The sequence below is a fragment of the Actinokineospora iranica genome (assembly GCF_900101685.1).
Taxonomy (GTDB): Bacteria; Actinomycetota; Actinomycetes; order Mycobacteriales; family Pseudonocardiaceae; genus Actinokineospora; species Actinokineospora iranica.
On sequence record NZ_FMZZ01000011.1, the window covers coordinates 185519 to 211101 of the forward strand.

The following is a 25583-nucleotide window of genomic DNA, read 5'->3' on the forward strand; positions in this document are numbered from 1 at the left end:
AAGCAGCGGAGACGTTTTTGGTAAAGAGAAAAGAATCACCCCGGGGACCGTGGTCCCCGGGGTGATTCCGGTGGTATTCGTAGAGCGTGCGACGATTACAGGTCCAGCGTCCAGGCGTTGATGTAGCCGGTGTCGACGCTGTAGACGTCGCGGACCTGGAGTTTCCAGGCGCCGTTGGCGGCCTCACCGGAAAGGTTCGCGGTGTAGGTGGCGTCCACGTTGTCCGCGGCGTCCGACGAACTCGAGTTCTTCAGCCGGTATGCCGAGCCGTCCGGGGCGACCAGGTCGACGACGAGGTCCCCGCGGTAGGTGTGCACGATGCTGACCGCGATCGTGCTCGACGAGCCAGCGTTGCCCGCGCAGCCGGAGATGGTGATGGAACTGGTCACCGCGGCCCCCGCGTCCGGAATCGGCACGTCGGTTCCGTTGCTGGCCGGGGCGCAGCCGGTGGGCGGCGGGGTGGCGCCGCCGGAACCGGTGTGGAGCAGGCGGTTCGGCGAGCCGGTGCCCGGGTTGGTGATCTTGCCGGTGGTCGCGGCCGTGATGACGGCCGAGTTCACCGCCGCCGGGCTGGCCGAGGGGTTGGCCGCCAGGTAGAGCGCGGCGGCGCCCGCGACGTGCGGGGCGGCCATCGAGGTGCCGCTGATGGTCCGGCTGGCGGTGCTGCCGCCGATCCACGCCGAGGTGATGCCCTCGCCGGGGGCGAACAGGTCGGTGCAGGTGCCGTAGTTGGAGAAGCTCGCGCGGGCGTCGGTGCGGGTGCTGGCGTTCACCGTCAGCGCCTCGGTCACCCGGGCGGGCGAGTAGTTGCACGCGTTGGCGCCGGAATTGCCGGAGGCGACCGCGAACGTCACCCCCGCCGTGATGGCCCGCCGCACGGCCTGGTCCAAGGCGGTCGACACGGGGCCGCCGAGGCTCATGTTGGCCACGGCCGGTTTGGCGTGGTTCGCGGTGACCCAGTCGACGCCCGCGATGACGCCGGAGGTCGACCCGGAGCCCTGGCAGTTGAGCACCCGCACGCCGATCAGCTTGACGCCCTTGGCCACGCCGTAGGTGCTGCCGCCGATGGTGCCGGAGACGTGCGTGCCGTGGCCCTGGCAGTCGGTGGCGTCGCTGTCGTTGTCGACGGTGTCGATGCCGCTGACCGCGCGCCCGCCGAACTCCGTGTGGCCGAAGTTGATGCCGGTGTCGATGACGTAGGCGTTCACGTTCGACGCGGTGCTCGCGTACGAGTACTTGCTGTCCAGCGGCAGGTCGCGCTGGTCGATCCGGTCCAGCCCCCACGACGGCGGGTTGGCCTGGTCCGCGGTGAGGCGCACGGTCTGGTCGGCCTCGACATAGGCGACGGCGGGATCGGCGGCCAGCCGCTTGGCCTGCCGCTCGGACATCGCCGCGGCGTAGCCCCGCGCCACCGCGGAGTACCGCTGCTTGATCGTGCCGCCGTGCTTGGCGGCCAGGGCGTCGGCCTTCGTCGCGTCCTTGAGGATGACGATGTAGCTGCCCGGGATGGCGGTGGACTGGTCGGCCCCGAGAACCTGGCCCTCGGCGGCGGAAGCGGGGGCGGCCAGGCTTACCCCAGCCGCGATCGTCACGGCGGCGGCCAAGCCCACACCGCGGAGTCGCCGTAGCGACCTGGCGCGAGACATACCCATGGCACGGTCTCCTTCAGCAGGGGAAGGCACGCGGCGGCTGACCCTCGACTTCCAGGGCCGCGTGCCAGGGGAGATGCGGTGGTTGTTCGCGCGAACAACCCCACATTGACCAATGCCGGGTCGACAAAGCAAGAGAGCCAGATGGCCAGTTATGAACAGTTCTCGCGCCACTGGCAACCGATTGGGCCCATAGGGCTATTGGTCGCGGCCATTTGGTGTAGCAATGACCATTGTGCGCTTGGTCACTGTCGATTGATTACCTGTCTGACCAGCGAGCACGCCCATATCGAACGCGGCCACCGTCCATAAAGGACCACGTAGGTGCGGTTGTCAAGGCCGGGATGCCAGAAGGCCGCCTCCGCGACAGTGGCTGTCGCGAAAGCGGCCTTCGTCGGCGATCGATGAGCGGCTAGTCGCCGCGCCGGACCGGGCCGAGGATCTGCTGTTCCTTCTGCGTGGTCACCAACCGCAGCGGACGCCACAGGTTGCTGCCCAGCGCCACCACCTGGTCGTCAGCCAGCGTCGTCAGCTGCTGCACCATCGGCGGCGGCAGCCGCCAGATCCGCGCGGCCAACTGCGCCTGACCCACCGGCAGGCGTTGCAGCAGCACGAGATCGGCCACGTTGGCCGTCGCGCCTGCCTGCGGGTGCATGTACGGCAGCACGTACACCGTCGTCTGCCACGGCGACCGCGGCGGGAACAGCTCCTGCGGCGTGGGCCCGCCGTCGTGCACGACCAGCAGCGGGCCGTCCTCCGACGGGCGGGGCAGCTCGACCGGGCTGAGCCTGCGAATCTGCACCAGCGGCGCGGGCCGACCGTCCGGCCCGGTGCCCGCAGCCTTCTGCAGCACCTGCCACGCGGCGGGCCTGCCGGTGGCCACGACCACCCACGCGCCGACCGCCATCGCCCGCAGGGCGACCTGCCGGGCCAGGTAGAGCCCGCCGACCAGCACGATCCGCGTCGGCGCAGGCCGCAGCGCCGAGATCGTCAGCGGCTCCCCCTGCAGCCCGGAGCCCAGCACCATGCCGCCCCGGTCGCCGGACGGGCTGATCGCGTCCAGCATGTCCGGCGACACCAGGAACTCCGGCGCGATGCCACCCGCCCCGCCTTGGGTGTCCAGCAGCCTGCTCGAACCACTCATGCCTTTCCTCCCAGCGGCAGCGTGGCGGCGAGCCCGGCGACCTGGAGCCCGCGCAGCGGGGTCAGGGTGATGCCGAGCCGGTCGGAGATCGCGGTCAGCCGCTCGTCGGCGTGGCCGAGTTCCTCGGGGTTGCGGGCGCTGACCCGGACGAGGCCGCGCAACCCCACCTGGCCGTCGTCGCTGCCCGGGGAGATCGACATCGCGACCGTCGCCGACAGCGCCCGCACGCCGGTGAGCGCGTTGAGGCTGTTGGCGAGCTTGCCCTGCGGCCAGCCGGTGATCGCGTAGCTGGCGTGCCCGATGCCCGCCGCGGTGACGCCGGTCCAGCGTTCGCGCAGCGCGACCCGGTTGTTGGACCCGGCGACCCCGGTCAGCTCCGCCGAGGAGATCCCGGCCTTGAGCAGCTCGTCCGGGTCCAGCGGGCGGGTCGGCACACCCCGGGACTCCAGCGCGTTGCGCACCCGGGACAGGGCGCCGATGAGGGCGCGGTGCGCGCCGACGACGCCGCCGCCGCGCTCCCGCACCGCCGCGGGGCAGCGGCGCGGGTCGAGCCGCACCGCGACCCAGGTGGTGCGCCGCGCCGCGGCCGACAGCGGGCCGAGCACCTCAAGGTAGGAGGCCAGCGCGGGCGAGTTCGGCGGCAGTGCCGCGCTGCCCGGGTAGCAGTGCCAGATGACCTGGATCGCGTCGAGCACGACACCGCGGTCCTCCAGGCACGGCGCGAGCGCGCCCAGCGGCAGGCTCGGCGTCGAGCCGACCTGGCTGACCAGCGCGGGCGCCGGGTCGACCAGCAGCACCGCGGTCCAGGTGCCCTCGTGCCAGGCCAGGCCGAGCGGCCTGCGCTCGTGGTCGACGGCGTGCGCGACGACGAGGTCCGGCACGGCCAGCCGCAGCAGGTTGACCCTCGGGTCGTCCGGGCCGGTCACCGTCGCGCCGTCCTCGGCCGCCAGCTCCTCCATGGTCACCGGGCTCGGCGGCCGGGTGACCCGGGCGTGCGACCGGAAGGTGTAGCGGGTGGTGAGCCCGACCCACTGGGTGAACCAGCGCCCGCGCCACCGCAGGAACGCGATCACCAGCGCCACCACCGCGATGCCGATGGCGACGTAGACCAGGCCGAGATCGATGCCGAGCAGCACCAGGCCGATGGCCACGCCGACTTCGAGCACGACCAGGTTGGCCACCGGCAGCGCGCCCAGGCTCGCGCCCCGGTTGCGCCTGCGGGCAGACACCCGGGTGCGCGGGCCGCTCGGCGGTTCCGCGGTGGGCGGACGACCGGGCGGTGGTCCGGGTGGCCCAGGGGGCCCGCCCGGTCCGGTCGGCCCGCCTGGACCACCTGGCCTACCTGGTCCGCCGGGTCCGCCCGGCCCGCCTGGTCCACCCGGGCCTCCCGGTCCACCCGGGCCCGGGGGGCGTGGCGGTGGGGTCCGGCCCTGTCGTGGAGGAGTGGTCACGGACATCCGCTCGTTCTCTTCCCCTCATCGATGCTGCTCAGCGGCCTCCGCGCGAAAGGTTCTCCCCGGCTTGGCGGAGAACGCTCATGTGACATGCGCGGTACGGCTATCCTGCGGAACGGTACCGCGACGGGGAGAGCAGCAGGCCGAGAATGCCATCAACACCGACTACAAAGTCTCAGGTTCAGGCATACCGCTTCGTACTGCGAAGGATGCAGTCGGCACTGGTCCGCAAGGACGCGGTGATGCTCCATGATCCGATGCGCACGCACTCGCGGGCGACCATCGTCGGGATCTGCATCGCCGCGGTGGGGGTGATCGGCTTCCTGATCTTCGGGTTGCTCAGTCCCGCGCCGAAGGTCCCGACCACGCCCGGGATCATCGTGGCGAAGCCGTCCGGCGCGGTCTACGTGCTGCTGACCAACACGGACAAGGGCACCGTCCTCGTCCCGACCTTCAACCTCGCCTCGGCGCGGCTGATCCTGTTGGCGCGCTCCAACTCCGGTGGCGAGCAGCCAGCGGGCAGCCAGACCAACGCGGGCGGCGCGGCGCAACAGGCCGCCCCGGTCGAGGTCATCCCGGACGACAAGCTGGTCGACATCCCGCGCGACCGCCTCACCGGCATCCAGAACGGCCCGCACCTGCTGCCGGAGGAAGGGCAGCGGATCGGCAGCGACTGGACGGTCTGCGACGAGTACAAGCTCGACCCGAGCCTCAAGGACCCGGCCAGCGAGGACAAGATCGAGACCACGGTCCTGGGCGGCGAGAAGAACCTCGGCCCGGAACTCGCCGAGAACGAGGCGCTGCTGGTGCAGTCCTCGACCAAGAAGACGTACCTGGTCTACCGCACGCCCGCCACGGCGAACATCAAGAACGCCAACACCGTGCGCGCCGAGGTCGACATGAGCAAGGGCAACGTGCGCGCGGCGCTGAACCTGCGCGACGACGCCATCCGGCAGATCACCACCGGCCTGCTCAACGCGATCCCCGAGGCGCCCGCGCTGACCCCGCCGCCGATTCCGAACTCCGGCGGCCGCAGTGACGTCAACGTCGGCGGCCTGCCGGTCGGCTCGGTCGTGCAGGTCGAGCGCGCCGGGAACTTCGTCTACTACGTGATCCTGCAGAACACCGTGCAGCAGATCAAGAAGACCACCGCCGACCTCATCCGCTTCACCTCGACCGCGGGCGGCGCCGAGATCCCCAAGGTCCGCCCCGACCAGCTCCCGGCGGAGACCGGGCAGAAGCAGATCGACGACGGCAGCTTCCCCGAGGTCGTCCCCGAGGCGCTGAGCCCGGCGAACTACCCGGTGGCGTGCCTGGGCTGGAACATCGTCGGCGAAGGCCCCAACGCCAACCAGCACACCAAGGTCCACGTCGGCAAGCAGCTTCCGGTGCCGCGCAACGCCAACGGCCAGCCCAAGTCGGTCGCGATCAGCAGCCCCAGCGCGGACGGCCAGCGCCTCGACTGGTTCTACATGCCGCCCGGCCGCGCGGCCGTCGTCCGCGGCGCGACGTCCGAACAGGACTTCGCCACCGGCCCGATCTACCTGGTCTCCGACCGCGGCGTGAAGTTCGGCGTGCCCGACGCGCGCACCGCGGCCGCACTCGGCCTGAGCAACCAGCTTCCCGCGCCGGACGCGATCATGCGGCTGCTGCCCAACGGCGCGTCCCTGAACACCCGCGACGTCTTGCAGACCTACGACGTGGTGCCGGTCCAGCCCGGCCAGTTCCCCTCGACCCAGCCGCAACCGCAGCCCCAGGCCCAGCCGCAGCCCAACGGCGGCGGCTGAGCCGAGGCCCTGTCTCGGGGAACCGGCGCTTACCCCTTACCGTCAAAGGGGAGATTTCGGCGTCGGCAGGAAGGTGCGCACCATGGTCGCGATCAGGGTCGATCCGGCGTGGGTGAGCGGGTACGCGAAGAAGGTCGCCGAGGCCGCGGACGAACTCGCCAAGGGCGCCGAGGTGCTGAACACCGCGCCGCTGAGCACGGAGGCCTTCGGCGCGCTCGGCCGCACGGTCCGCACCGCGGAGTCCTACGGGCGCGCCGCCGAGGTCCTGCGGGCGCAGCTGACCCGGGGCGTCGAGGCGCTGGAGTCCGCGGCGGTGGCGCTGGGCCAGGTCGCGGAGAAGTACCGGGGGTCCGACGAAGAGGGCGCGTCGACGATCAAGCGCAGCGGCCGGGGGTAGGGAATGGCGATGCGGACGGGACGAAACGCCGACGACGCCGGTGACGGCGGCGCTTTCTGGGACGGCGGTGGGGTTTCGGACGGCATCGACCCCTTTGGCGCGGTCGCCCCGGATCTGGGCTCGTTGATCGGGCAGGACCCGGACGCGCTGGACCTGGGGTCGCTGATCGGCCGGGAGCCGGACGTCCTGGATCGGGGGTCGCTGATCGGGCAGGACCCGGATGCCCTGGACCGGCGTTCGCTGATCGGTCAAGATCCGGACGCTGCTGACCGGCGTTCGCTGATCGGGCAGGACCCGGACGCGCTGGATCGGCGCTCGCTGATCGGGGCGGACCCCGGTGCTGCTGACCGGCGTTCGCTGGTCGGGGTCGACCCGGACGCCGGGGACCGGCGCTCGCTGATCGGGGTGGACCCTGGTGCGCCGGATCGGCGCTCGCTGATCGGGCGGTCGCCGGGCGGGCCGGACGGTGCCGACATCGAGGCCGACGTCGGGTCCTATTTGGACTTTCTGAGCAGGCTCTGCCGCGAGCTTGGCGTCCCGGACCCGGTCGAGGAGTACTTCGCCCCGGTCGTGGGCCGGTGGAGCGACATGCACGCCGAGGCCGAGCGCTGGCGGACCGCGGGCGCCCGCGCGGAGGACGTCGCGGAGAGCCTCACCAAACCCTTGGGTGGCTTGGATTCCGCGTGGCAGGGGGCCGACGCGGACTCGTTCATCGACTACATGAACCGGGTCGGGCTGGCCGGGCACGACATGTCCGACGCGATGGCCGCGATGGGCGAGGTGCTCGACGCCACCGCCGACGGCATCCGCGAGATCGTGCAGGACATGGCGGGCGTGCTCGCCGACGCCGCCGAGAGCGGTTCCCAGTCGTTGGTCGTGCCCGTGCAGGGCGAAGAGCGCACCCGCCAGTACCTCGACCACGTGAACCGCCCGACCCGCGAGCTTTTCGAGGCGGTCCGGCAGATCCTGGAAGCCCTGGTCCGCCTGTGCGACGGCATCGACGGGTCCGAGGTCTTCGAGAAGATCACGATGGCGCACACCTTCCCCGACGACAACTGGTCGTTCTCCGCGGACACACCGGTCGTCGCGGTGCCGGGCGGCAGTTCCGACTCGACTCCGGCAGGCGCGCCCGACGCCGTCAGGGGCGGCGGTGGAGGCGGTGGTGGTGGCGGTCCGGTGCCCGCCACTCCCGCGACCCCGCCCACCGCGCCCGCTCCGCAGCCCGGCGGCTACGTCACCGCAGGCGAGGCCCTGCCCGGCAAAGCGGGCGGGATGCCCGCGGGCGCGGGTGCCGCTGCGGCCGCCGCCGACAGCGGCCACCGCGGCGGCATGGGCATGATGGGCGGGATGCCGATGATGGGCGGCATGGGCGGGCAGCAGAGCGGCGACGCCGAGCACAAGTCCCGCAGCCGGGTCGTCGGCGACCCCGAGGACATCTTCGGCAAGCCCACCAAGGCGTCCCCGTCAGTCATCGGCGAGGACGACTGACGGGGACTGACGGGGATCGGGCTGGTCACGCCATTCCGCGCGCGTCGTCCTTCCCCTCGCCGCGGACCCTGCGGACGGTGTGCACGACGAACAGGGTCAGCAGCAACAGGACCACGCCGCCGCCGGACCCGATGAGCGCGACCTGCATGGGCGCCCAGTTCTTGACCTCGGCGGCGGGCAGGTTCGCCTTGATGTCCAGCGTGGCGTCCGGCGCGACGCCCTGCTCGCTGGGGATCAGGGTGGTGAGCGCGCCGATCGGGTTGATCATGCCGTGGCCGACCAGGTTGTCCCGGCCGCCGGGGGCCGCCGGGTGCGATGCGGTCAGCTTGATCCGCTCGGTGACCTGTTTGGCGTTCAGGTGCGGGAAGCGCTCCCGGATCAGCGCCGCGAGGCCCGCGACGTACGGGGCGGCGAAACTGGTGCCCTGAATGGGATTCTGCTGCCCGTTCTCCTGCACCTGGAGGTTGGCCAGGCCGCCGGTGGCCGGGTCGAGCGAGATGATCTCGGTGCCCGGCGCGGCGACGGTGACCCACGGGCCCTGCACGGAGAACTGGGCCGGGTCGCCGTTGCGCTGCATGGCCGCCACCGAGATCACGTAGTCGGAGAACCACGGCGGGGTCACGATGTGCGTCGGCCGGTTCGGGTCGGTGCCGTTGCGCTGGTCCGGGCAGCCGTGCTCGCCGGTGTTGCCCGCAGAGGCGACGAGGACGACGTCCTCCTGCTCGTAGGCGTACCGCAGCGCCGCCTGCAACTGCTGCTCCGCGTTGGTGATGGGGCCCTGCGACACCGGGCGGCAGTTGTCGACCGACATGTTGATGACGCCGACGCCCTGCCTGGCCGCCGAGACCACGGCCTTGGCCAGCGTCTCCAGCGTGCCCGCGGTCTGCTTCCTGCCCTCCGGTCCGCGCTCGCCCTCGTAGTTGGCGCTGGACTGGCGGATCGAGACGATTTCCGCGTCCGGCGCGATGCCGCGGAAGGAGATGGCGCTGTCCGCGGGCGGGTTGGCCGCGATGATGCCCGCGACCTCCGTGCCGTGCCCGTCGCAGTCCTTGAGGCCCTGGTCCTTCGGGTCGACGAGGTCGCCGCCCGCGATCACCCGGCCGCCGAAGTGCGGGTGCGGCGCCACCCCGGTGTCGATCACCGCGACCTTCTGCCCCTTTCCGGTGGCGAACCGGTGCAGGTCGGTGAACCGGAGTTGTATCTGGCCCCACGGCATGTTCTTGAGGTCGACGCCCTGGCCCAGCGAGCCGATGCAGTTCTTTGTCTGGGTGTAGGCAGCGTCCGGCGCCATGTCGCTCGGGACCGGGAAGTTCGGCGGGAGCGGCGGCGGCTTCGCCATCGAGTCCGGCTGCTGGGCCTGCTGGGCCACCGCGGGCACCGGCGAAGCCATGGCCAGGGTGGCGGCGCCGACGAGCGCCGCGACCCTCGTGGTGATCCTGCGCATCTGCCTCAGACCTCAGAACGTGACGTGGCGCAGCGTGGCGTACAGGTCCATGACCGCCAGCGCCAGCGGCAGCACGATCGCGATGCAGATCGCCTCGAAGACCTCCACCGAGCGCCGCAGCGGCGGCGAGAAGCGCTGTTCGGGGAAGATCACGCCGAGCACGAGAGCCCCGGCCCCGATCAGCACGAGCGCGCCGAAGACCCACAGCAGCCTGCTAAACGTGTCGGCGGAGGTCAGCCAGCCGATCAGGATGCCCGCCGCGGCGACCATCCCGGTGGAAAGCAGCGCGATGGCCTGGCTGCCGTTGGCGTAGGTGCGGGCGCGCAGCAGCAGCACCAGCGTCGCGACCACGCCGAGGATGACGCCCCAGACCTCCGGGGACGACGCCGAGGCCACCGCGCCGACGGCGGCGGCCGCGCCACAGCCGATGATCATGCCGGTCATGTACTCGTGCGCCAGGCCCGCGCGGCGCTCGATGGAGCGGTAGTCCGGGAAACCGGTGTCCTCTTTGAGGTCTTCCGCGCTGCCCGGCACGTTGGGCAGCGGCAGCCGGGCGAGCTGGATGGTCAGCCGGGGCAGGACCGACAGCGCGCCGAGCGCCACCGCCGCCGCGCCCGCGCCGATGCCCGGGGCCGGGTGCGCGATCAGCGTCGCCACCGCGAAGGCGATCACGCCCAGCGCGGCCGCGGTGCCCGCGGCGACGAAGGTGGTGATGCCCGCGCCGATCAGCATGATCGACGCGGAGGCGACGATCAGCACCAGCGCGCAGGCCAGCAGCAGGCTCGCCCGGCCGGGCACGCCGGGCACGATCGACAGGCCGCTGACGAACGCCAGCGGCAGCCCGCCCGCGGCGGCGATGAGCACACCGGTCGTCTTGGCCTGATACGCGCGGGCGATGACCGCGCCGAGCGCGACCGCGATGACCGCGCCCGCGCCCGCGGTGATCGCCGGGCCCACGTTGCCGCCGCCCCACAGCGGGCCCGCCATGAACACCGCCACGGCGGACAGGATCAGCGCGAGCGCGCCCGCGATGTGCCCGATCCGGTTGGCGGTCTCCTTCGTCCACGGCCGGTAGCTGTCCGGCGCGGACTCCGCGATCGCGTCGACCACGTCGTCGTACAGCGGCGGCGGCGGGTTCTCCGCGCGCTTGCGCAGCTGGAGCATGTCGCCGTCGACGATGCCGAGCGAGCCGAGCGTGCGGCTCGGGTCGAGTGGGTTGTCGCCCAGCTTGGCCAGGCACCAGCCGCCGTGGCGGGCGCCGCCGTCGGGGGTGGTCTCCTTCGCCATCTCCAGCAGCATCGGCAGCAGATCAGCCACCGAGACGTCCGCCGGAAGCGCGACATCGATGCGCGTCCTCGGCGCGACCACCGTCACCCGGCTGAACACGGTCGTACCGGTTGCCACCGCCTGCCCCCTTGATTTGTCCACAGGTCGTTCGAGTTGTCCACAGGTGTGCCTGAACCGACCCCGGGCGCGCCGGGATCGGTCCTAGTATGGCCGCACCGGGATCGCCGAGTACGGCGGTTCCGCAGAAGTCGCCGTGACGGCGTCCGCGAGGGGTGGGGGAAACGTGTCTGTACGGGTCGGTGATCCGGTTTACCGGTTCTTTGTCGCGCTGGTGGCGGTGGCCGCCGTGGGCATGACGGCGTTCATGTTCACGCTGGCGGGCAGGCACCCGGCCGCGCTGGTGCCCGGCATCGTCTACCTGGTGGCGTTGGCGGCGTTGGCCTTCTCGCCCGCGGGGCGGGCGCTGGCTGGCCGGATCGGGCTCGGGGTCGTGCTGGCGGTGGCGGCCGTCGCGATGATGGGACTGCTGTTCGTCCAGGGCGGGCGCAACCCCAACTCGTTGGTGTTCGGACTGATGTTCCTGCTCGCCGCCATCGTGCTGACGGCCCGCGCGCCTGCGCGGGCCATGGCCGAGGCGGGCCTGCCCGCGATCTTGGCGATGGCCGCCTCGGGCTTCGCGGGCGGAATCACCGTCCAGTTGTTCGTCGCCGCGCGCGGCGACACCTCGTCGCTGGTGTTCGGCGGGCTGTTCCTGCTCGCCGCCGTCGTGTTCCAGGTCGGGCTGCGGCTGCCGAACCCGGCGCGGTTCGCCGTCGGCGCGGTGGTCGTCGCGTTTTCCGCCGCCCTGCTCTACTTCCTCGTCGTGTCCGGCCGCGGCGGCGCCTCGATCGGCCTGGCCGCGCTGTTCGTGGCCGCGCTGATCGGCTCGCTCGCCGCGGCGGGCGCGCCCCGTTCGGCCGACCCGGCAGGTGACCGGCATGTGGTTCGGTAGTTTCTCCCCCAGCAGCAGTCGAGTTAAAGAGGTGTCCGCCCGGTGAGCACGCTGCAGTTCAAGCGTTCGCCCCGCCTTTCCGCGCCCCGACAGCCGGGCGGCGAGGTCCACCTGGAGCCGCCGCCGGAGGTCCCCCGCGTCATCCCGGGCAACATCGTCATGAAGCTGCTGCCCGCGGTCATGATCGTGGCGTCCATCGGCATGATGGCCTTCATGTTCGTCGTGGGCGGGCGCAATCCCTCGTCCCTGCTCTTCGGCGGCATGTTCCTGATGTCGACCGTGGGCATGATGGCGGGCGGCATGGGCGGCCGGGGCGGCGGCCAGAAGAAGGCCGAGATGAACGAGGACCGCAAGGACTACCTGCGCTACCTCGGCCAGATGCGCGACCGCGCCCGCGAAGCCGCCCTCGACCAGCGCGCGTCGCTGGAGTGGACCCACCCCGACCCGCAGGCGCTGTGGTCGATCGCGACCAGCAGGCGCATGTGGGAGCGCCGCCAGGCCGACGCCGACTTCTGCCACCTGCGCGCCGGTCGCGGCTCGCAGCGGCTGGCCACCCGGCTCGTCCCGCCGCAGACCGGCCCCGTGGACGAGCTTGAGCCGATCGCGACGCTGGCGCTGCGCCGGTTCGTGCGCGCGCACTCCATCGTCCCGGAGCTGCCCATCCAGGTCGCCATCCGCGGCTTCGCCGCCGTCGGGCTCACCGGCGACAAGGAGCTGACCCGGGGGCTCGCCCGCGCGCTGCTGGCCCAGCTTGTGACCTTCCACACACCTGACGACGTGTTGGTCGCGGTCGTCACCTCGGGCAAGGCCAAGCAGGACTGGGAATGGGCGAAGTGGCTGCCGCACGCCCAGCACCCCACGCTCGCCGACGGCATCGGCCAGCTGCGGATGATGGCCGGGTCGCTCGCCCAGATCGAGGAATGGCTCGACGACGAGCTGCGCGACCGGCAGCGGTTCACCCGCAACGCCCCGCCGCAGCCGGACCAGCCGCACGTGGTGATCGTCATCGACGACGGCGAGGTCACCCGCGAGGAGCAGATCATCCTGGAGGAAGGCCTCGTCGGCGTCACGCTGATGGACCTGTCCGACAGCCTCGGCAACCTCACCGCCCGGCGCGGCCTGCGCCTGGTGGTCGAGCAGGAGCGGCTCGGCGCGCGCAGCGCCAGCGGCGTCGAGTGGTTCGCCCGCCCGGACACGCTCACCGTGGCCGAGGCGGAAGCGTTGGCGCGCAAGCTTTCCCCGTACCGGCTCGGCGCCGCCGCCGCGGACGCGGGCGACGAGGAGCCGCTGCTGTCGAACCCGACGCTGCTGGAGTTGCTGGGCATCCCCGGCGACCCGATGACCTTCGACGTGCAGCAGGCCTGGCGGCCGCGCCCGGTCCGCGACCGGTACCGGGTGCCGTTCGGCATCGGCGAGTTCGGCCAGGCCGTCGAGCTGGACATCAAGGAAGCGGCCATGGAGGGCATGGGCCCGCACGGCCTGTGCATCGGCGCGACCGGTTCCGGTAAGTCGGAGTTCCTGCGCACGCTCGTGCTGGGGATGCTCGCGACGCACTCGTCCTCGACGCTGAACTTCATCCTGGTCGACTTCAAGGGTGGCGCGACCTTCCTCGGCCTCGACGACGCGCCGCACGTCGCCGCGACCATCACCAACCTGCAGGGCGACCTGACCCTGGTCGACCGCATGAAGGACGCCCTCGCGGGCGAGATGAACCGGCGCCAGGAGGCGCTCAAGAACGGCGGCAACTTCAAGAACGTCTGGGAATACGAGAAAGCGCGCGAGAACGGCGCCGACCTCGACCCGCTGCCCGCGCTGTTCATCGTGGTCGACGAGTTCTCCGAGCTGCTCGCGGCCAAGCCCGACTTCATCGACCTGTTCGTCGCGATCGGACGGTTGGGCCGGTCGCTGCAGATGCACATGCTGCTCGCATCGCAGCGCCTGGAAGAGGGCAAGCTGCGCGGCCTGGACTCGCACCTGTCTTACCGGATCGGTCTGAAGACCTTCTCCGCGGCGGAATCCCGCGCGGCGATCGGCGTGCCCGACGCGTTCGAGCTGCCCTCGATCCCCGGCTCTGGCTACCTCAAGTTCGACACGAGCACCATGGTGCGCTTCAAGGCGTCCTATGTGTCCGGTCCTTACCGGCCCGCCGGTATGCAGGTGGCGGGCCCGGCCGCGGCGGTGAGCGGCGACCGGCGCGCGAAGCTGTTCGTGCCGGACTACGTGGAAATCCCCAAGGAGCCGGTGAAGCCGGTCGAGGCGCCCAAGGAGGAGAAGAAGCCCGAGGGCGGTCAAGAGGCCAGCGAGCTGGACGTGATCGTCGGCAGGCTGGTGAACCAGGGCCCGAAGGCGCACGAGGTGTGGCTGCCGCCGCTGACCGAGCCGAACTCCCTGGACACGGTGTTCCCGCCGTTGCAGCCCACTGAGGACCGGGGCCTGTCGCCGGTCGGGTTCTACGGCAACGGGCGGCTCCAGGTGCCGCTGGGCATCATCGACAAGCCGTTCGAGCAGCGCCGCGACCTGCTGTGGGCCGACTTCTCCGGCGCGGCGGGCCACGCCGCGATCGCGGGCGGCCCGCAGTCGGGCAAGTCGATGCTGCTGCGCACCCTGATCATGTCCATGGCGCTGACGCACACCGCGCAAGAGGTGCAGTTCTACTGCCTCGACCTCGGTGGTGGAACGCTGGGCACGCTGGAGGGGCTGCCGCACGTCGGTGGCGTCGCCGGTCGTATCGACCCGGACAAGGCCCGCCGCATGGTGGCCGAGGTGAGCGGTTTGGTCGCCGAGCGCGAGCAGCGGTTCCGCGACATGGGCATCGACTCGATGACCGACTTCCGCAACCGCAAGCGCCGCGGCGAACTCCAGGACGACCCGTTCGGCGACGTGTTCCTCATCGTCGACGGCTGGCTGAACTTCCGGCAGGAGTTCGAGTCCCTGGAGATGCAGGTCGTCAACCTCGCCGCGCAGGGCCTGTCGTTCGGCATCCACGTGATCGTGGCGGCCAACCGCTGGGCCGAGATCCGCCCGGCCCTCAAGGACCTGCTCGGCACCCGGTTCGAGCTTCGCCTCGGTGACCCGAGCGAGTCCGATGTGGACCGCCGCACCGCGGTGAACGTCCCGGCCGGACGCCCCGGCCGCGGCCTGTCGCGGGACAAGCTGCACTTCCTCACCGGCCTGCCCCGCATCGACGGCTCCAGCAACGCCGACGACGTCGCCACCGGCGTCCAGGACGCGGTGGCCCGCATCAAGGCCGCCTGGCGCGGCCCCGGGGCCCCCAAGGTGCGCCTCCTGCCGGAGGTCCTGCCGTACGAGGACCTGTTGGCCCAGGACCAGCGCCGCGACACCAAGCTCATCCCCATCGGCGTCGACGAGAACGACCTCGCCCCGGTCTACCTCGACCTGGACAACGAGCCGCACTTCCTCGCCTTCGCCGAGGGCGAGTCGGGTAAGACGAACCTGTTGCGCACCATCGTGCGCGGCATCATGGACCGGTACACGCCCAAGGAAGCCGTCATCATCCTGGTCGACTACCGCCGCACCATGCTCGGCTTCATCAACACCGACCACCTCCTGAGCTACGCGGTGTCGTCCAACCAACTCAGCGACGTCATCAAGGACGTCCGGGGTTCCATGCTCAAGCGCCTCCCCGGCCCCGACGTGACCCAGGAGCAGTTGAAGAACCGCTCGTGGTGGAAGGGCCCCGAGCTGTTCCTCATAGTCGACGACTACGACTTGGTGGCCACCCAGGGCAACAACCCCCTCCAACCCGTCGCCGAGTTCCTCCCCCAGGCAAAAGACGTCGGCCTCCACGTCATAGCCGTCCGCCGCTCCGGCGGCGCGGCCCGCGCCATGTTCGACCCCGTCCTGGGCAAACTCCGCGAAATCGCCAGCCCCGGCCTGGTCATGAGCGGCAGCAAGGACGAAGGCGCCCTCCTGGGCACCGTCAAGCCGTCCCCCATGCCCCCCGGCCGAGGCACCCTGGTCAGCCGCAAGGTCGGCCAAGCCCTCATGCACGTCGCTTGGATCCCCCCGGAGTAACCACCACCCACACCCACACCCACAACCGAAGCCCGGGCGCCGCACCTCACCAAGCGGCCCCGGGCTTCGCCCTCCCACCCAGCGGCTGGGGCCCGCGCCCAGAGTGACTGCCTGCCCCCCCGGACCCCACACTCACCATGTCGATGGAGTGGACCAGCAAACCCCCCCTGCCAAGCAAGCCGAAGCCCGCCCAGTGCTTGATGGGTGCGGTGCAGCGAACCCGAGCATCTGCCAGCCGGAACCAGCGCCCGCCAGGTGCTCGATGGGGTGGAGTGGTTTCTTTGGGGGTGAAGGAAGATCCCTAAACTTGCCGTGGTCGTGGGGCCGAAGGCTCCCCACCCGTCTTTCCCGCGACGGGATCTTCCTTCGTAGGGGCCCCGAAGAAACCACTCCACCCCATCGAGCAGACCCCACAGCCGGCAAAACCCCAGCCACTCCACACCACTCACAACACGTAGAGTGACCGCAGAACCAGGCCAGCGAACAGGGGCAAGGCCGATGACACTGCGAGTGGCGGTCGACTTCGGCACGTCAAGCACGTGCGTCGCCCTGTCCGTCAACAACCGTGAACCACAAGTCGTCGTAGTAGACGGACACCCCCTGCTCTCCTCCGCGATCTACGCGGCCCCGGACGGAACAGTCTTCGTCGGCCAGGAAGCCGACCGCCAGGCGGCTCTCGACCCAGCCCGCTACGAGCCGCACCCCAAGCGCCGGATCGACGAGTCCGAACTCCTGCTCGGTGACACCGTCCTCCCGGTCGCGTCGGTGTTCCGAAAGGTCCTCGACCGGGCGGTCAGCGAAGCGCGGAGAGTGGCAGCCGGAGCCCACGTCGACCAGCTTGTCTTGACGCATCCCGCCGACTGGGGCGGCACCCGCACCCAGGTTCTGCGCCAGTCCGCCACCGGCTTGGCGACCAGGATCGCCTTGGTGCCCGAACCAGTCGCCGCGGCCGTGTTCCACTCGGCGAGTTTCCCCGCGGCAACAGGAGCCGACGGCCGCACTCTCGCCGTGCTCGACCTCGGTGGCGGCACGGTCGACGTGAGCGTCGTGCGCACCCAGCCCGGGCCGGTGTTCACCGTGCTGGCCACCAAGGGCGACCCCAGCTTCGGCGGCGCCGACATCGACCAACTGCTCATGGAGCACATCGGCGCCCTGGTCTCCCCGGGTGACCCGGAAGCCTGGCGGTCCCTGGTCGAAGGCCGCGACCTCCCCGACCGCAGACGCAGGCGGGCCCTGCGCCAAGACATCCGCGGCGCCAAGGAAACCCTGTCCCGGCACACCTACACCGACGTCCCCCTTCCGCCGCCGTTTCCCGACGCGCACCTCACCCGCGACGACCTGGAACGCCTCATCGCGGACGTGGTCGGCCGCGCCGTCGACCTCACCCTCGCCACGATCCACGCGGCCGGGCTCACCCCCACCCAGCTCGCGGGCATCTTCCTGGTCGGCGGGTCCAGCCGCATCCCCCTGGTGGCCCGCTTGATCGCCGAGCGGACCGGGGTGGTGCCGGTGACCCTCGACCAACCGGAAACCGTCGTGGCCCGGGGAGCCCTCCGCGCGGTCACCATCGAACCCGACCACACCGGCGTCCTGAGCAGCGCCCACATGGGCCAGAGTCAAGCGCCCAACTACCTGGCCCAAGTCCGCGCGCTCGACCACCTCGGGGCGGTTCAGGGCAGGGCACCCGGGATGCCGGGGGCGGTACAGGCCGGAGCACCCGACCACACCGCCCACGGCGGGGGCGTGTTCGCGGCGGGCTCCCCGCCGCCGGGCGCTCACCACCCGCCCTCCGGCCCCCTGCCGCCCGCCAGACTGGCCACCTGGCCCGGCGCTGCCGCCCAGCCGCCGTTGCGCCACCACTCCGGTCCTCTGTCGACAGATCACCCCACGGGCAGGCCGGAGACAGGCCCGCGGTCGACCAGGGCCCGCCGAGTCGCGCTGCTCGTCGGCGCGGGTGTCGCGATGGTCGCGGCCGCCGTGGCGGTCACCCTGGTCGTCGTGCTCAACCGGGCCGACCCGGCCGACCCGGGGCGGGTGATCGCGCAGTACGACTATCGGTTCTCGTTGCCGCAGGGGTGGGTCCAGACCGGCGGCAACCCCAACCTCCGCCGCACCGAGCTCAAGCCGACCGGCGCGGAGCAGGGCGACGACGTGGTGCTGGTGGAGGAGAAGCGGCTCAGCTTCGACAGCGACACCGATCGCGCCCGCGCGGTCGACAAGCTGCGGCGCGACTTCGAGTCCGGCGGCGACGAGTTCTCCGGGTTCACCGATTCCGGGAGCTTCGCGGGCCGCGATGTCGTGTACTACCGGGAGCGGTTGGCGGACAAGGACGCTACCGTCGACTGGTATGTGATCTTCCAGGGCGCCGCCCAGGTCAGTGTCGGGTGCCAGCACACCCCGGACGGCCGCGACCGCGTGCAGCGGGCATGTGACACGGTGGTGCGCTCGATGGTCGTCACGGTGTGACGCACAGGAGGTGGCGATGACCGGACCCAACCAGGGGTTCGCCGAGTCGGTGACCCGGTTCAAGGCGGAGTTGTCCGCCGCGGTCACCCGGGCCCGCCGCGCGTCGGCGGAAGCCCGCGAGCAGACCGCGGGGTTCCGGCGGGAGACCGCGGAGTTGGCGGGCAAGGTCCGCGCGGGCGACGCGCGCGACGGTGAGCCGACCGACGCCGAGCGCCGGTCGGCGGCCGCGCGCTGGCGGCATTCCCAGGGCCTGCCCGTCGAGGAGTTCCCCGCCGACGAGCCCCCGGCCGATGAGCCCGCCAAGCCCGTGCGACGGGCCACTGTGGACCCCGACGATGACGACGAGGACTTCTCCCAGCACACCATCCTGTTCCGCGGCTGACCCGGGTTCGCCATTGTGAAGCGGGCGCGCCGGTCTTTAAACCGCTGAACCGGCTCTGACCTGCGGGTTCCCCCGTCGAGCGTTAACGGGAGCAACTACCTGCCTGCAACCAGCACCGAGGCGGAACCAAACCTGGCAGGGTCTGCGTCGTAAGCGGCGTACGAACGAAGAACGCGTACCGCCAACCACTAACTAGGGGGTTCTCCCAATGTCCGGTTACGGAATCACGCCAGAAGAGATGGCCAAGGCCGCCGTCGACGTCGACAACGTCAACGAAGAGGGCCGCAACGCGCTGGGCTCGCTGCGCAGCAACCTCGAGCCGCTCCGCGACAACTGGAAGGGCGCGGCCTCGACCGCCTTCGCGACGCTGATGGAGCGCTTCGACGCCGACGCCGCGAAGCTGCACGACGCCCTCGCGGGTATCTCCGAGCAGCTCAAGGCCAGCAACGAGGCCTACGCCCGCCAGGAGGAAGAGGCGTCCTCCTCGCTGAGCAACATCACCAACGTGCTCGGCGGCTGATCTCTCTTCCGGTTCGCAAGTCTCTTCTCTTCGCTTGATTCAGACCTTCACACACAGGGAGCAACCCAATGTCCGGCGACATGATCAAGGTCAATTTCGCTGAGGTGGCCAACGCCGCCCAGTCGATCACCTCCACCTCGTCCCAGCTCGAGACCCTGCTGGGCGACCTCAAGTCGCGCCTGGCCCCGCTGCGCGCCGGCTACACCGGTGCGGCCGCCGAGGCGTGGGACGCCAAGCAGCGCGAGTGGGACTCCGCGTACGAGGACCTCAAGCAGGTTCTGGGCTCCATCGGCACCGCGGTTCGCCAGTCCGGTGAGAACTACGAGCAGACCGAGAGCGCCAACGCCAGCCGCTGGGGCTAAATCCCCCGCTTTCGGCACGGCAAGGGCAGCGGCCCCGGACACCCGGGGCCGCTGCCCTTTTTCGTCGCCCATTTCCGGCGCGGACTGTTTGCCGATTCCCCCGGACAGACCACAGTGGACGGTGCGCGGGCGGGTCCGGCCAGAGTGGTCGCTGGCGTGGACCGTGCCCGGCGAGCACGAGCGGACAGTGGCGGAGGTCACCATGGGCGCTCGCCCGCGGCTGTCCGCGCGGGCGGGGAGCGCGCTGCGACGTGACCGTCACCGCGCCGGCCGCACCCCGTCGCGTCCACGACCGTGGGGCGCGGCGACCACGCTCCGCGACGGACCTGACGCTCGGGTCGGGATGGGCGGGGCTGGTGCTCCACTGTTGCTTTGAACTGCGAATCAGCCGTGTCAAAGGGGGCCGTTTTGACCCTCCATCACGCACCGGGTATCTTCTTACGTTGTTGTGCGGCGCGGGGCGTCAAGCTCGACTGGTCGAACGCGAGTCGAGCCGCGTTGCGCGCTTCTGGGTGATCCGATCACCCAGGGGTGAGGCCCGCACAGGCACCCATGACGCAAGTTGACGATGAGGTAGACCCGTGCCCACGTACAGCCCTAAGCCCGGCGAGGTCGACCGCGCCTGGCACGTGATCGATGCCGAGGACGTGGTGCTCGGCCGACTCGCCACGCATGTCGCGACGCTCCTGCGCGGCAAGCACAAGCCGACCTTCGCCCCCCACATGGACACCGGCGACTTCGTCGTCATCGTCAACGCCGAGAAGGTCATTCTGACCGGCAACAAGCGGGACCAGGCGTTCGCCTACCGACACAGCGGCTACCCGGGCGGTCTGCGCAAGCAGTCCTTCGGCGAGCTGCTGGACACCCGCGCCGACCGGCTGCTGGAGAAGGTCGTCAAGGGCATGCTGCCCAAGAACAAGCTCGGCCGCGCCCAGGGTAAGAAGCTCAAGGTCTACGTCGGCCCGGACCACCCGCACGCAGCCCAGCAGCCCAAGCCGTTCGAGATTGCGAAGGTCGCCAAGTGAGCCAGGACAGCGAGGTCACCGCCGTGACCCCCGAGATCGACGAGGCCCCCGAGGCCGTCGAGGCAGCGGAAACCGAGGCCCCGGAGACCGATGCCGCCGAGACTGTCGAGGCCGCCGAGGCTGTTGAGGCTGCCGACGAGTCTGGCGAGTCTTCGGAGACCGACGCGGACGACGCGCTCGTCCCGGCGCTGCCGCACCTGACCTCCGAGACAGCGCAGACGGTCGGCCGCCGCAAGCAGGCCATCGTCCGCGTCCGGATCCTCCCCGGCAGCGGCAAGTTCCTCCTCAACGGCAAGTCCCTTGAGGAGTACTTCCCGAACAAGGTTCACCAGCAGCTCATCCGTGAGCCCCTGGTGGTCGTGGAGAAGCCGGAGTCGTTCGACATCCGCGCCAACCTGCACGGCGGCGGCATCACCGGGCAGGCTGGCGCGCTGCGCCTGGCCATCGCCCGCGCGCTGATCGAGCTGGACAGCGAGGACCGCCCGGTCCTGAAGAAGGCCGGCTTCCTGACCCGTGACCCGCGGGCCAAGGAGCGCAAGAAGTACGGTCTGAAGAAGGCGCGCAAGGCGCCGCAGTACAGCAAGCGCTGACCGAGCGTCAGCCCTCGGCACGACCCCAGCGGGAGCAGCACGTTCGTCCTCGAACTGCTGCTCCCGCTGGCTTTCGCCAGTTCATCACCTCTCCCCAGCGCAGCGGAGGTTCGGCCGCCAATGGCACGGTTGTTCGGCACGGACGGGGTGCGCGGCCTCGCGAACGCCGACCTGACCCCGGAGTTGGCGCTCTCGGTCGCGGCCTCCGCGGCCCGCGTGCTCGCCGCGCGGGACAGGTCCCACCGGCCCGTCGCGGTCGTCGGCCGCGACCCCCGCGCCAGCGGCGAGATGCTGCAGGCCGCGGTGTGCGCTGGCCTCGCCTCGGCGGGCGCGGACGTGCTGCAGGTCGGCGTGCTGCCCACCCCCGGGGTGGCGTTCCTGGTGGGCGACCTCAACGCCGACCTGGGCGTGATGATCTCCGCGTCGCACAACCCGATGCCCGACAACGGCATCAAGCTGTTCGCCGCTGGCGGGCACAAACTGGCCGACGCCATCGAGGACGAGATCGAAGCGGGCCTCGGCGACACCGGCCCCCGCCCGACCGGCGCGGGCGTCGGCCGCGTCTACGACGTCCACGACGCGCACGACCGCTACATCGCCCACCTGCTCGCGGCGATCCCGAACCGCCTCGACGGCCTGCGCGTGGTGGTCGACTGCGCCAACGGCGCGGCGTGGGTGGCCGCCCCCCAGGCCTACCGCGAGGCGGGCGCCGAGGTCATCGCCATCCACGCCCTCCCCGACGGCGAGAACATCAACGAAGGCTGCGGCTCCACCCACCTGGACGACCTGCGCGCCGCGGTCCTGGCTGAGGGCGCCGACCTAGGCATCGCCCACGACGGCGACGCCGACCGCTGCCTGGCCGTAGATGCCCAAGGCGAGATCATCGACGGCGACCAGATCATGGCCGTGCTCGCCCTGGCCATGCGCGAGGCAGGCGAACTGGTCGACGACACGTTCGTCGTCACGGTCATGAGCAACCTCGGCCTCCACCTGGCCATGCGCGACGCCGGTGTGAAACTCCGCACCACCGCCGTCGGCGACCGGTACGTCCTGGAGGAACTCCGCACCAGCGGCCTCTCCCTAGGCGGCGAGCAGTCGGGCCACGTCCTCATCCCCACCCACGCCACCACCGGCGACGGCCTACTCACCGCCATGCGCCTCATGGCCCGCGTCGCCGCCACCGGCCGCCCCCTGGCCGACCTGGCAGGCGTGATGACCCGCCTACCCCAGGTCCTGGTGAACGTCAAGGTCGCCGACAAGGCAGCCGTGGCCGCCTCCCCCCAAGTCAGCGCCGCGGTCGCCGAGGTAGAAGCCGAACTCGGCGACACCGGCCGAGTCCTGCTGCGCCCGTCGGGCACGGAGCAGTTGGTCCGCGTGATGGTCGAGGCCCCCACCCAGGACGCCGCCCAAGCCGCAGCCGATCGCCTGGCGAAGGTCGTCGGACTGTCCTCCTGACCGACACGGGCTCAGTACCCTTCGGGTGTCGTGACGGCGGACGAAGGGGAACGCACGCATGGGTCCATGGGAGATTCTGATCCTGCTCACACTCGCAGGAGCCATAACCGCAGTCGTCTTGGCCGTACGCTCGAACAACAAGACCAAACGCCTGCGGCAGGGCATCCCGCCTGGCCACTTCCCGCCGAGCTACCCGCCGCAGGGGTATCCGCCTGCGGGTCCCCGAGACGCGCAGCCCCGCTGATGCGGGGCAAAGCCACCCAAACCAGGGTGCCCTGACACCTGACTAGGTACATTCCTCTTTGCGTGCGCGACGGCACCGGTGGGTGGCCTCGTGCGTCAAAGTCAGAACGTGGTGACGAAGGGGTGGGGGAGCGGTGGCGCGGGACGAGACCATGGACATGGACCACGACGGTGTGGCGTCGGTGGCCAGCGATATGAACGAACTCGCCTTGACATTGCAGGAAGTGCAGCGCTACGCGTTGGGAGACGGGATCAAAGCCGAGCACTTCGGCTCAATCCTGAGTGGCCCTGGCGCGTTCGCCAGCCTGGACGCTGGTGTTCGGGGTTTGGCAGAGTCGATCGGCAAGGCACAGCAGTTCTGCGCGCAGGCATCCCAGCTTCTCACCACGTCGTCCAAGGCGACCAAGAACACTGATGTCGACAACGCATGGGGCATCACCAAGGCCGGGGGTGAGTGATCGTGAGCAATGCCGCCATCCAGGAGATTCGTAATTGTCTGCTGACGCCCTCGGACGTGCGCACGGAAGACCATTCCGAGAATATGCTGCGCAAGCTTGACGCGCAAGCTGTGATGATGGGCAAAAGCAATCTCGGTTTTCTCTATGACAAATGGCGCACACATGCCGCCTGTCTTCCTGTGAACAAGGATCGGTGGAGTTCGCAGTCCGCGTACGGGGATGGACTGCAGGAGACTGCCGACCTGGCGAAGCTCAAGATTATCAACTGGGGGATGCTGTGGGGTGCCCGTGGGCGGTTGGACAATCTTTCCAAGGCTGCCCAAAGCATTGATGCCGCAGTGGGTACCATGGTCACCAATCTTCAGGGAGCGTGGAGCAGCAAGGCGGGCGAAGCGGCCGCTGAGAAGATCAGCGAACTGAAGGCAGCGGCAGGCGCATATGGGACTGCGGTCGGTGCGCTACGCGACCATCTGCAAGGCGCTAGGGAGGCCACCCGCCAAGCGGTGGAGAAGCTGGCGAACTTCTACGAGCAGAGCGACGTCGGCGGAAAGCCGATCATGGACCGCTATGGCTCGCTCGGGGGCGGCGAAGGGCAAGGCGCCGAAGTCCGCGGTGACTACAGCAAGTACATCGATGAGATGGGTGAAATTCTCCAAGTCGGAACCTTCATCGGCGGGTTCAACAACAAGGAGAAGTTCGACGTAACCGACCTAATCTTGGGTGGTGCCACGGCTGGTGGCCTAAGTGTGGTGGGGGTGCGCCAAACGCAGACCCCGGAATCGCTGCACGCACCTGGTCGGGTCTACTTGACCGAAGGCAATAATCGATGGTCGGATCAGATTTGTCGCGAACTGAACGATTTCTGTGAATGTTACTTCCTGACAATTAAGAATCTTCGCCGACGTATCAAGGAGACGGTTGATGCCGTCGATTCGGCCTGGACATTCTTTTCGAACAACAGGCCGTTGGATGTCGATCCGTTCGGCAAGCTGGCACTGGGCGGAGCCGAGCAGCCGCCCACTGACACCGGTGGCCATGACGGCAGGCGTGATGGCGGTGGTGGGCATGACACTCCGCCCCCGATGCAGCCGCCGCCCATGCAGCCGCCGGTGATGCCACCGCCGCCCGAGCCGCCGCCGTTGCCTGATCCGGCTGATCTGGATGGAGACGGGAAACCGGACACGCCGACGGACCTCGACGGGGATGGGAAGCCGGATACTCCCGTTGACGCGAATGGCGATGGTGTTCCTGACGATCCGAACTCCGGCGCGGGGACGAAGGACGCTCCGGAGACGGTGACCATCACTGATGGGGACCGCACCATCGCCGTTGACAGCCCGGATGGGCAGGGCAAGGTCAAGGTCTCCGTTGACGATGGGTCGGGCACGCCGAAGTCTTATGAGTTGGACTTTGGGGCGGCGACTGGGCTTTCTGGCGGCAATGGGGCGACGGACGGCGCGGTGCTCGGGCCGGACGGGCAGCCGCTGGCGCAGGACCTGAGCGCGCAGGTTCCCGGTGGGGGGATTCCCGTTGGGGAGGATGGGGTCCAGCACGTCGTGGCTGGGCCCGATGGCAAGGCCGTGATCCAGGACGGGCCGCTGACGATCACCGCCGAGCGGCCGGAAGGGGCGCCCGACACGGTCATCGTCACTGTTGACGACGGGACTGGGGAGCCGACCAAGTACACCCTCGACTACCAGGACGCGACCGCCGCTGAGCCGCTGGTCGCCGGAAGCGGGTCGGCCGGGGGGAACGCCGCCGTGGGCGGTTCCGGGGCGGGGATGCCCGGCGGTGGCTCGGTGGGCGCGGGTGGACCCGGTGACGCCGGTGGTTCCGCTGGCGGGCAGGGCACGGGTGGCGGCGTGGGCGCGCAGACCGCTGGTGGCGCGGCGGTCGGGGGTGGACCGGCTGACTCCGGGGCCTCAGGGTTCGCGGGTGGGACAGGTGATTCGGGGGCGTCGGCGTTCTCGGGCGGGGTGGCCTCTGGGGAGGCCGTCAGCGCTGAGCATGGGGCTCCGCTGTCTGGGCAGGCCGAGTCGCAGGGCACCTTCGCCGCCAGTGACAGTGGTTCGCAGCCGTGGGGGGCGACGGGAAGCGTCTTCGATATGGACTCGGCGGGGTCCGCAGCCGAGCCGTCCGGTGACATGTCCGCCGCCGCTTCGGGGGAGGCGGGGTTGTCGAGCGCCCAGGCGGGCGCGGATGGTGGCGACCACGCGGGCGGCCAGGCTGGGTCGGGGATGGGTGGTGGTATGCCGATGGGCGGCGGTATGGGCGGTGGCGGCTCGTCTGGCTCCGGCGACCAGGAGCGCGCGGGGTCGCAGTGGCGGACAACGGGCAGCTTGTTCGACGACGACTTCGCCGAGGCCGAGCTGCGGATCAGCGGCGCGATCGACGGCAGTAGGTGAG

19 protein-coding genes are annotated in these 25583 nt (G+C 70.6%); 14 read left to right on the top strand and 5 right to left on the bottom strand.

Features of this window, described 5'->3' with window-relative positions:
• Positions 1–95: 95 nt before the first annotated feature.
• The 3 genes from BLS56_RS22120 to eccE form a co-directional block, all read right to left on the bottom strand.
• A complete protein-coding gene (locus tag BLS56_RS22120) occupies positions 96–1652 on the bottom strand; it encodes a S8 family peptidase (protein ID WP_091454185.1) in 1557 nt (518 codons plus the stop codon).
• A 409-nt stretch (positions 1653–2061) separates the two neighbouring features.
• Complete coding sequence (locus tag BLS56_RS22125; protein ID WP_091454188.1) at positions 2062–2793, bottom strand: hypothetical protein; 732 nt, start codon at positions 2791–2793, stop codon at positions 2062–2064.
• Entirely contained in the window at positions 2790–3974 is a 1185-nt protein-coding gene (eccE, locus tag BLS56_RS22130) for a type VII secretion protein EccE (protein WP_091454295.1), read from the bottom strand. Before eccE ends, BLS56_RS22125 begins: the two co-directional genes overlap by 4 nt.
• Before the next feature lie 422 nt (positions 3975–4396).
• Here eccE and eccB point away from each other — a divergent pair, with 422 nt between their 5' ends.
• The 3 genes from eccB (at position 4397) to BLS56_RS22145 (ending at position 7919) form a co-directional block, all read left to right on the top strand.
• Positions 4397–6034, top strand: a complete 1638-nt coding sequence (eccB, locus tag BLS56_RS22135) for a type VII secretion protein EccB (protein ID WP_091454190.1) — start codon at positions 4397–4399, stop codon at positions 6032–6034.
• A gap of 82 nt (positions 6035–6116) precedes the next feature.
• Positions 6117–6431 (top strand): type VII secretion target, encoded by a 315-nt coding sequence (locus BLS56_RS22140; protein WP_091454296.1) that lies wholly within the window; start codon positions 6117–6119, stop codon positions 6429–6431.
• A gap of 9 nt (positions 6432–6440) precedes the next feature.
• Positions 6441–7919: a WXG100 family type VII secretion target gene (locus BLS56_RS22145; RefSeq protein WP_228771826.1), complete on the top strand. Its 1479-nt coding sequence runs from the start codon at positions 6441–6443 to the stop codon at positions 7917–7919.
• A 25-nt stretch (positions 7920–7944) separates the two neighbouring features.
• Here BLS56_RS22145 and mycP read toward each other — a convergent pair whose 3' ends face one another.
• Together mycP and eccD are read right to left on the bottom strand one after the other, a co-directional pair.
• Positions 7945–9363, bottom strand: coding sequence for a type VII secretion-associated serine protease mycosin (mycP, locus tag BLS56_RS22150; protein ID WP_091454192.1), 1419 nt, complete (start codon positions 9361–9363; stop codon positions 7945–7947).
• A 12-nt stretch (positions 9364–9375) separates the two neighbouring features.
• Entirely contained in the window at positions 9376–10767 is a 1392-nt protein-coding gene (eccD, locus tag BLS56_RS22155; protein WP_091454195.1) for a type VII secretion integral membrane protein EccD, read from the bottom strand.
• A gap of 166 nt (positions 10768–10933) precedes the next feature.
• On the opposite strand from eccD, the gene BLS56_RS22160 reads away from it, so the two are divergent.
• The 11 genes from BLS56_RS22160 to BLS56_RS30805 all read left to right on the top strand — a co-directional run bounded on the left by BLS56_RS22160 (position 10934) and on the right by BLS56_RS30805 (position 25582).
• The gene (locus tag BLS56_RS22160; RefSeq protein ID WP_091454196.1) at positions 10934–11641 is read left to right on the top strand and encodes a YccS family putative transporter; all 708 of its coding nucleotides are present in this window, start codon (positions 10934–10936) and stop codon (positions 11639–11641) included.
• Positions 11642–11683: 42 nt separating this feature from the next.
• Positions 11684–15676 carry a type VII secretion protein EccCa gene (eccCa, locus tag BLS56_RS22165; protein WP_091454199.1) on the top strand — a complete coding sequence of 1331 codons (3993 nt, stop codon included), beginning with the start codon at positions 11684–11686 and terminating at the stop codon, positions 15674–15676.
• Between the two features lie 498 nt (positions 15677–16174).
• Positions 16175–18142: a type VII secretion-associated protein gene (locus BLS56_RS22170; protein WP_091454201.1), complete on the top strand. Its 1968-nt coding sequence runs from the start codon at positions 16175–16177 to the stop codon at positions 18140–18142.
• Between the two features lie 16 nt (positions 18143–18158).
• Positions 18159–18524, top strand: coding sequence for a hypothetical protein (locus tag BLS56_RS22175; protein WP_091454203.1), 366 nt, complete (start codon positions 18159–18161; stop codon positions 18522–18524).
• Between the two features lie 208 nt (positions 18525–18732).
• Positions 18733–19044 (top strand): WXG100 family type VII secretion target, encoded by a 312-nt coding sequence (locus BLS56_RS22180; protein ID WP_091454206.1) that lies wholly within the window; start codon positions 18733–18735, stop codon positions 19042–19044.
• A 68-nt stretch (positions 19045–19112) separates the two neighbouring features.
• Positions 19113–19406, top strand: coding sequence for a WXG100 family type VII secretion target (locus tag BLS56_RS22185; RefSeq protein WP_091454208.1), 294 nt, complete (start codon positions 19113–19115; stop codon positions 19404–19406).
• A 581-nt stretch (positions 19407–19987) separates the two neighbouring features.
• On the top strand, positions 19988–20431 hold the full coding sequence (gene rplM / locus BLS56_RS22190; protein WP_091454211.1) for a 50S ribosomal protein L13: 444 nt from the start codon (positions 19988–19990) through the stop codon (positions 20429–20431).
• Positions 20428–21021 carry a 30S ribosomal protein S9 gene (gene rpsI, locus BLS56_RS22195; protein ID WP_228771827.1) on the top strand — a complete coding sequence of 198 codons (594 nt, stop codon included), beginning with the start codon at positions 20428–20430 and terminating at the stop codon, positions 21019–21021. The genes rplM and rpsI overlap by 4 nt, the downstream gene beginning before the upstream one ends.
• 120 nt (positions 21022–21141) lie before the next feature.
• On the top strand, positions 21142–22476 hold the full coding sequence (gene glmM / locus BLS56_RS22200) for a phosphoglucosamine mutase (protein WP_091454213.1): 1335 nt from the start codon (positions 21142–21144) through the stop codon (positions 22474–22476).
• Between the two features lie 377 nt (positions 22477–22853).
• Positions 22854–23177, top strand: a complete 324-nt coding sequence (locus BLS56_RS22205) for a hypothetical protein (protein ID WP_091454215.1) — start codon at positions 22854–22856, stop codon at positions 23175–23177.
• A gap of 2 nt (positions 23178–23179) precedes the next feature.
• Positions 23180–25582, top strand: coding sequence for a hypothetical protein (locus BLS56_RS30805; protein ID WP_139190904.1), 2403 nt, complete (start codon positions 23180–23182; stop codon positions 25580–25582).
• Position 25583 lies beyond the last annotated feature (1 nt).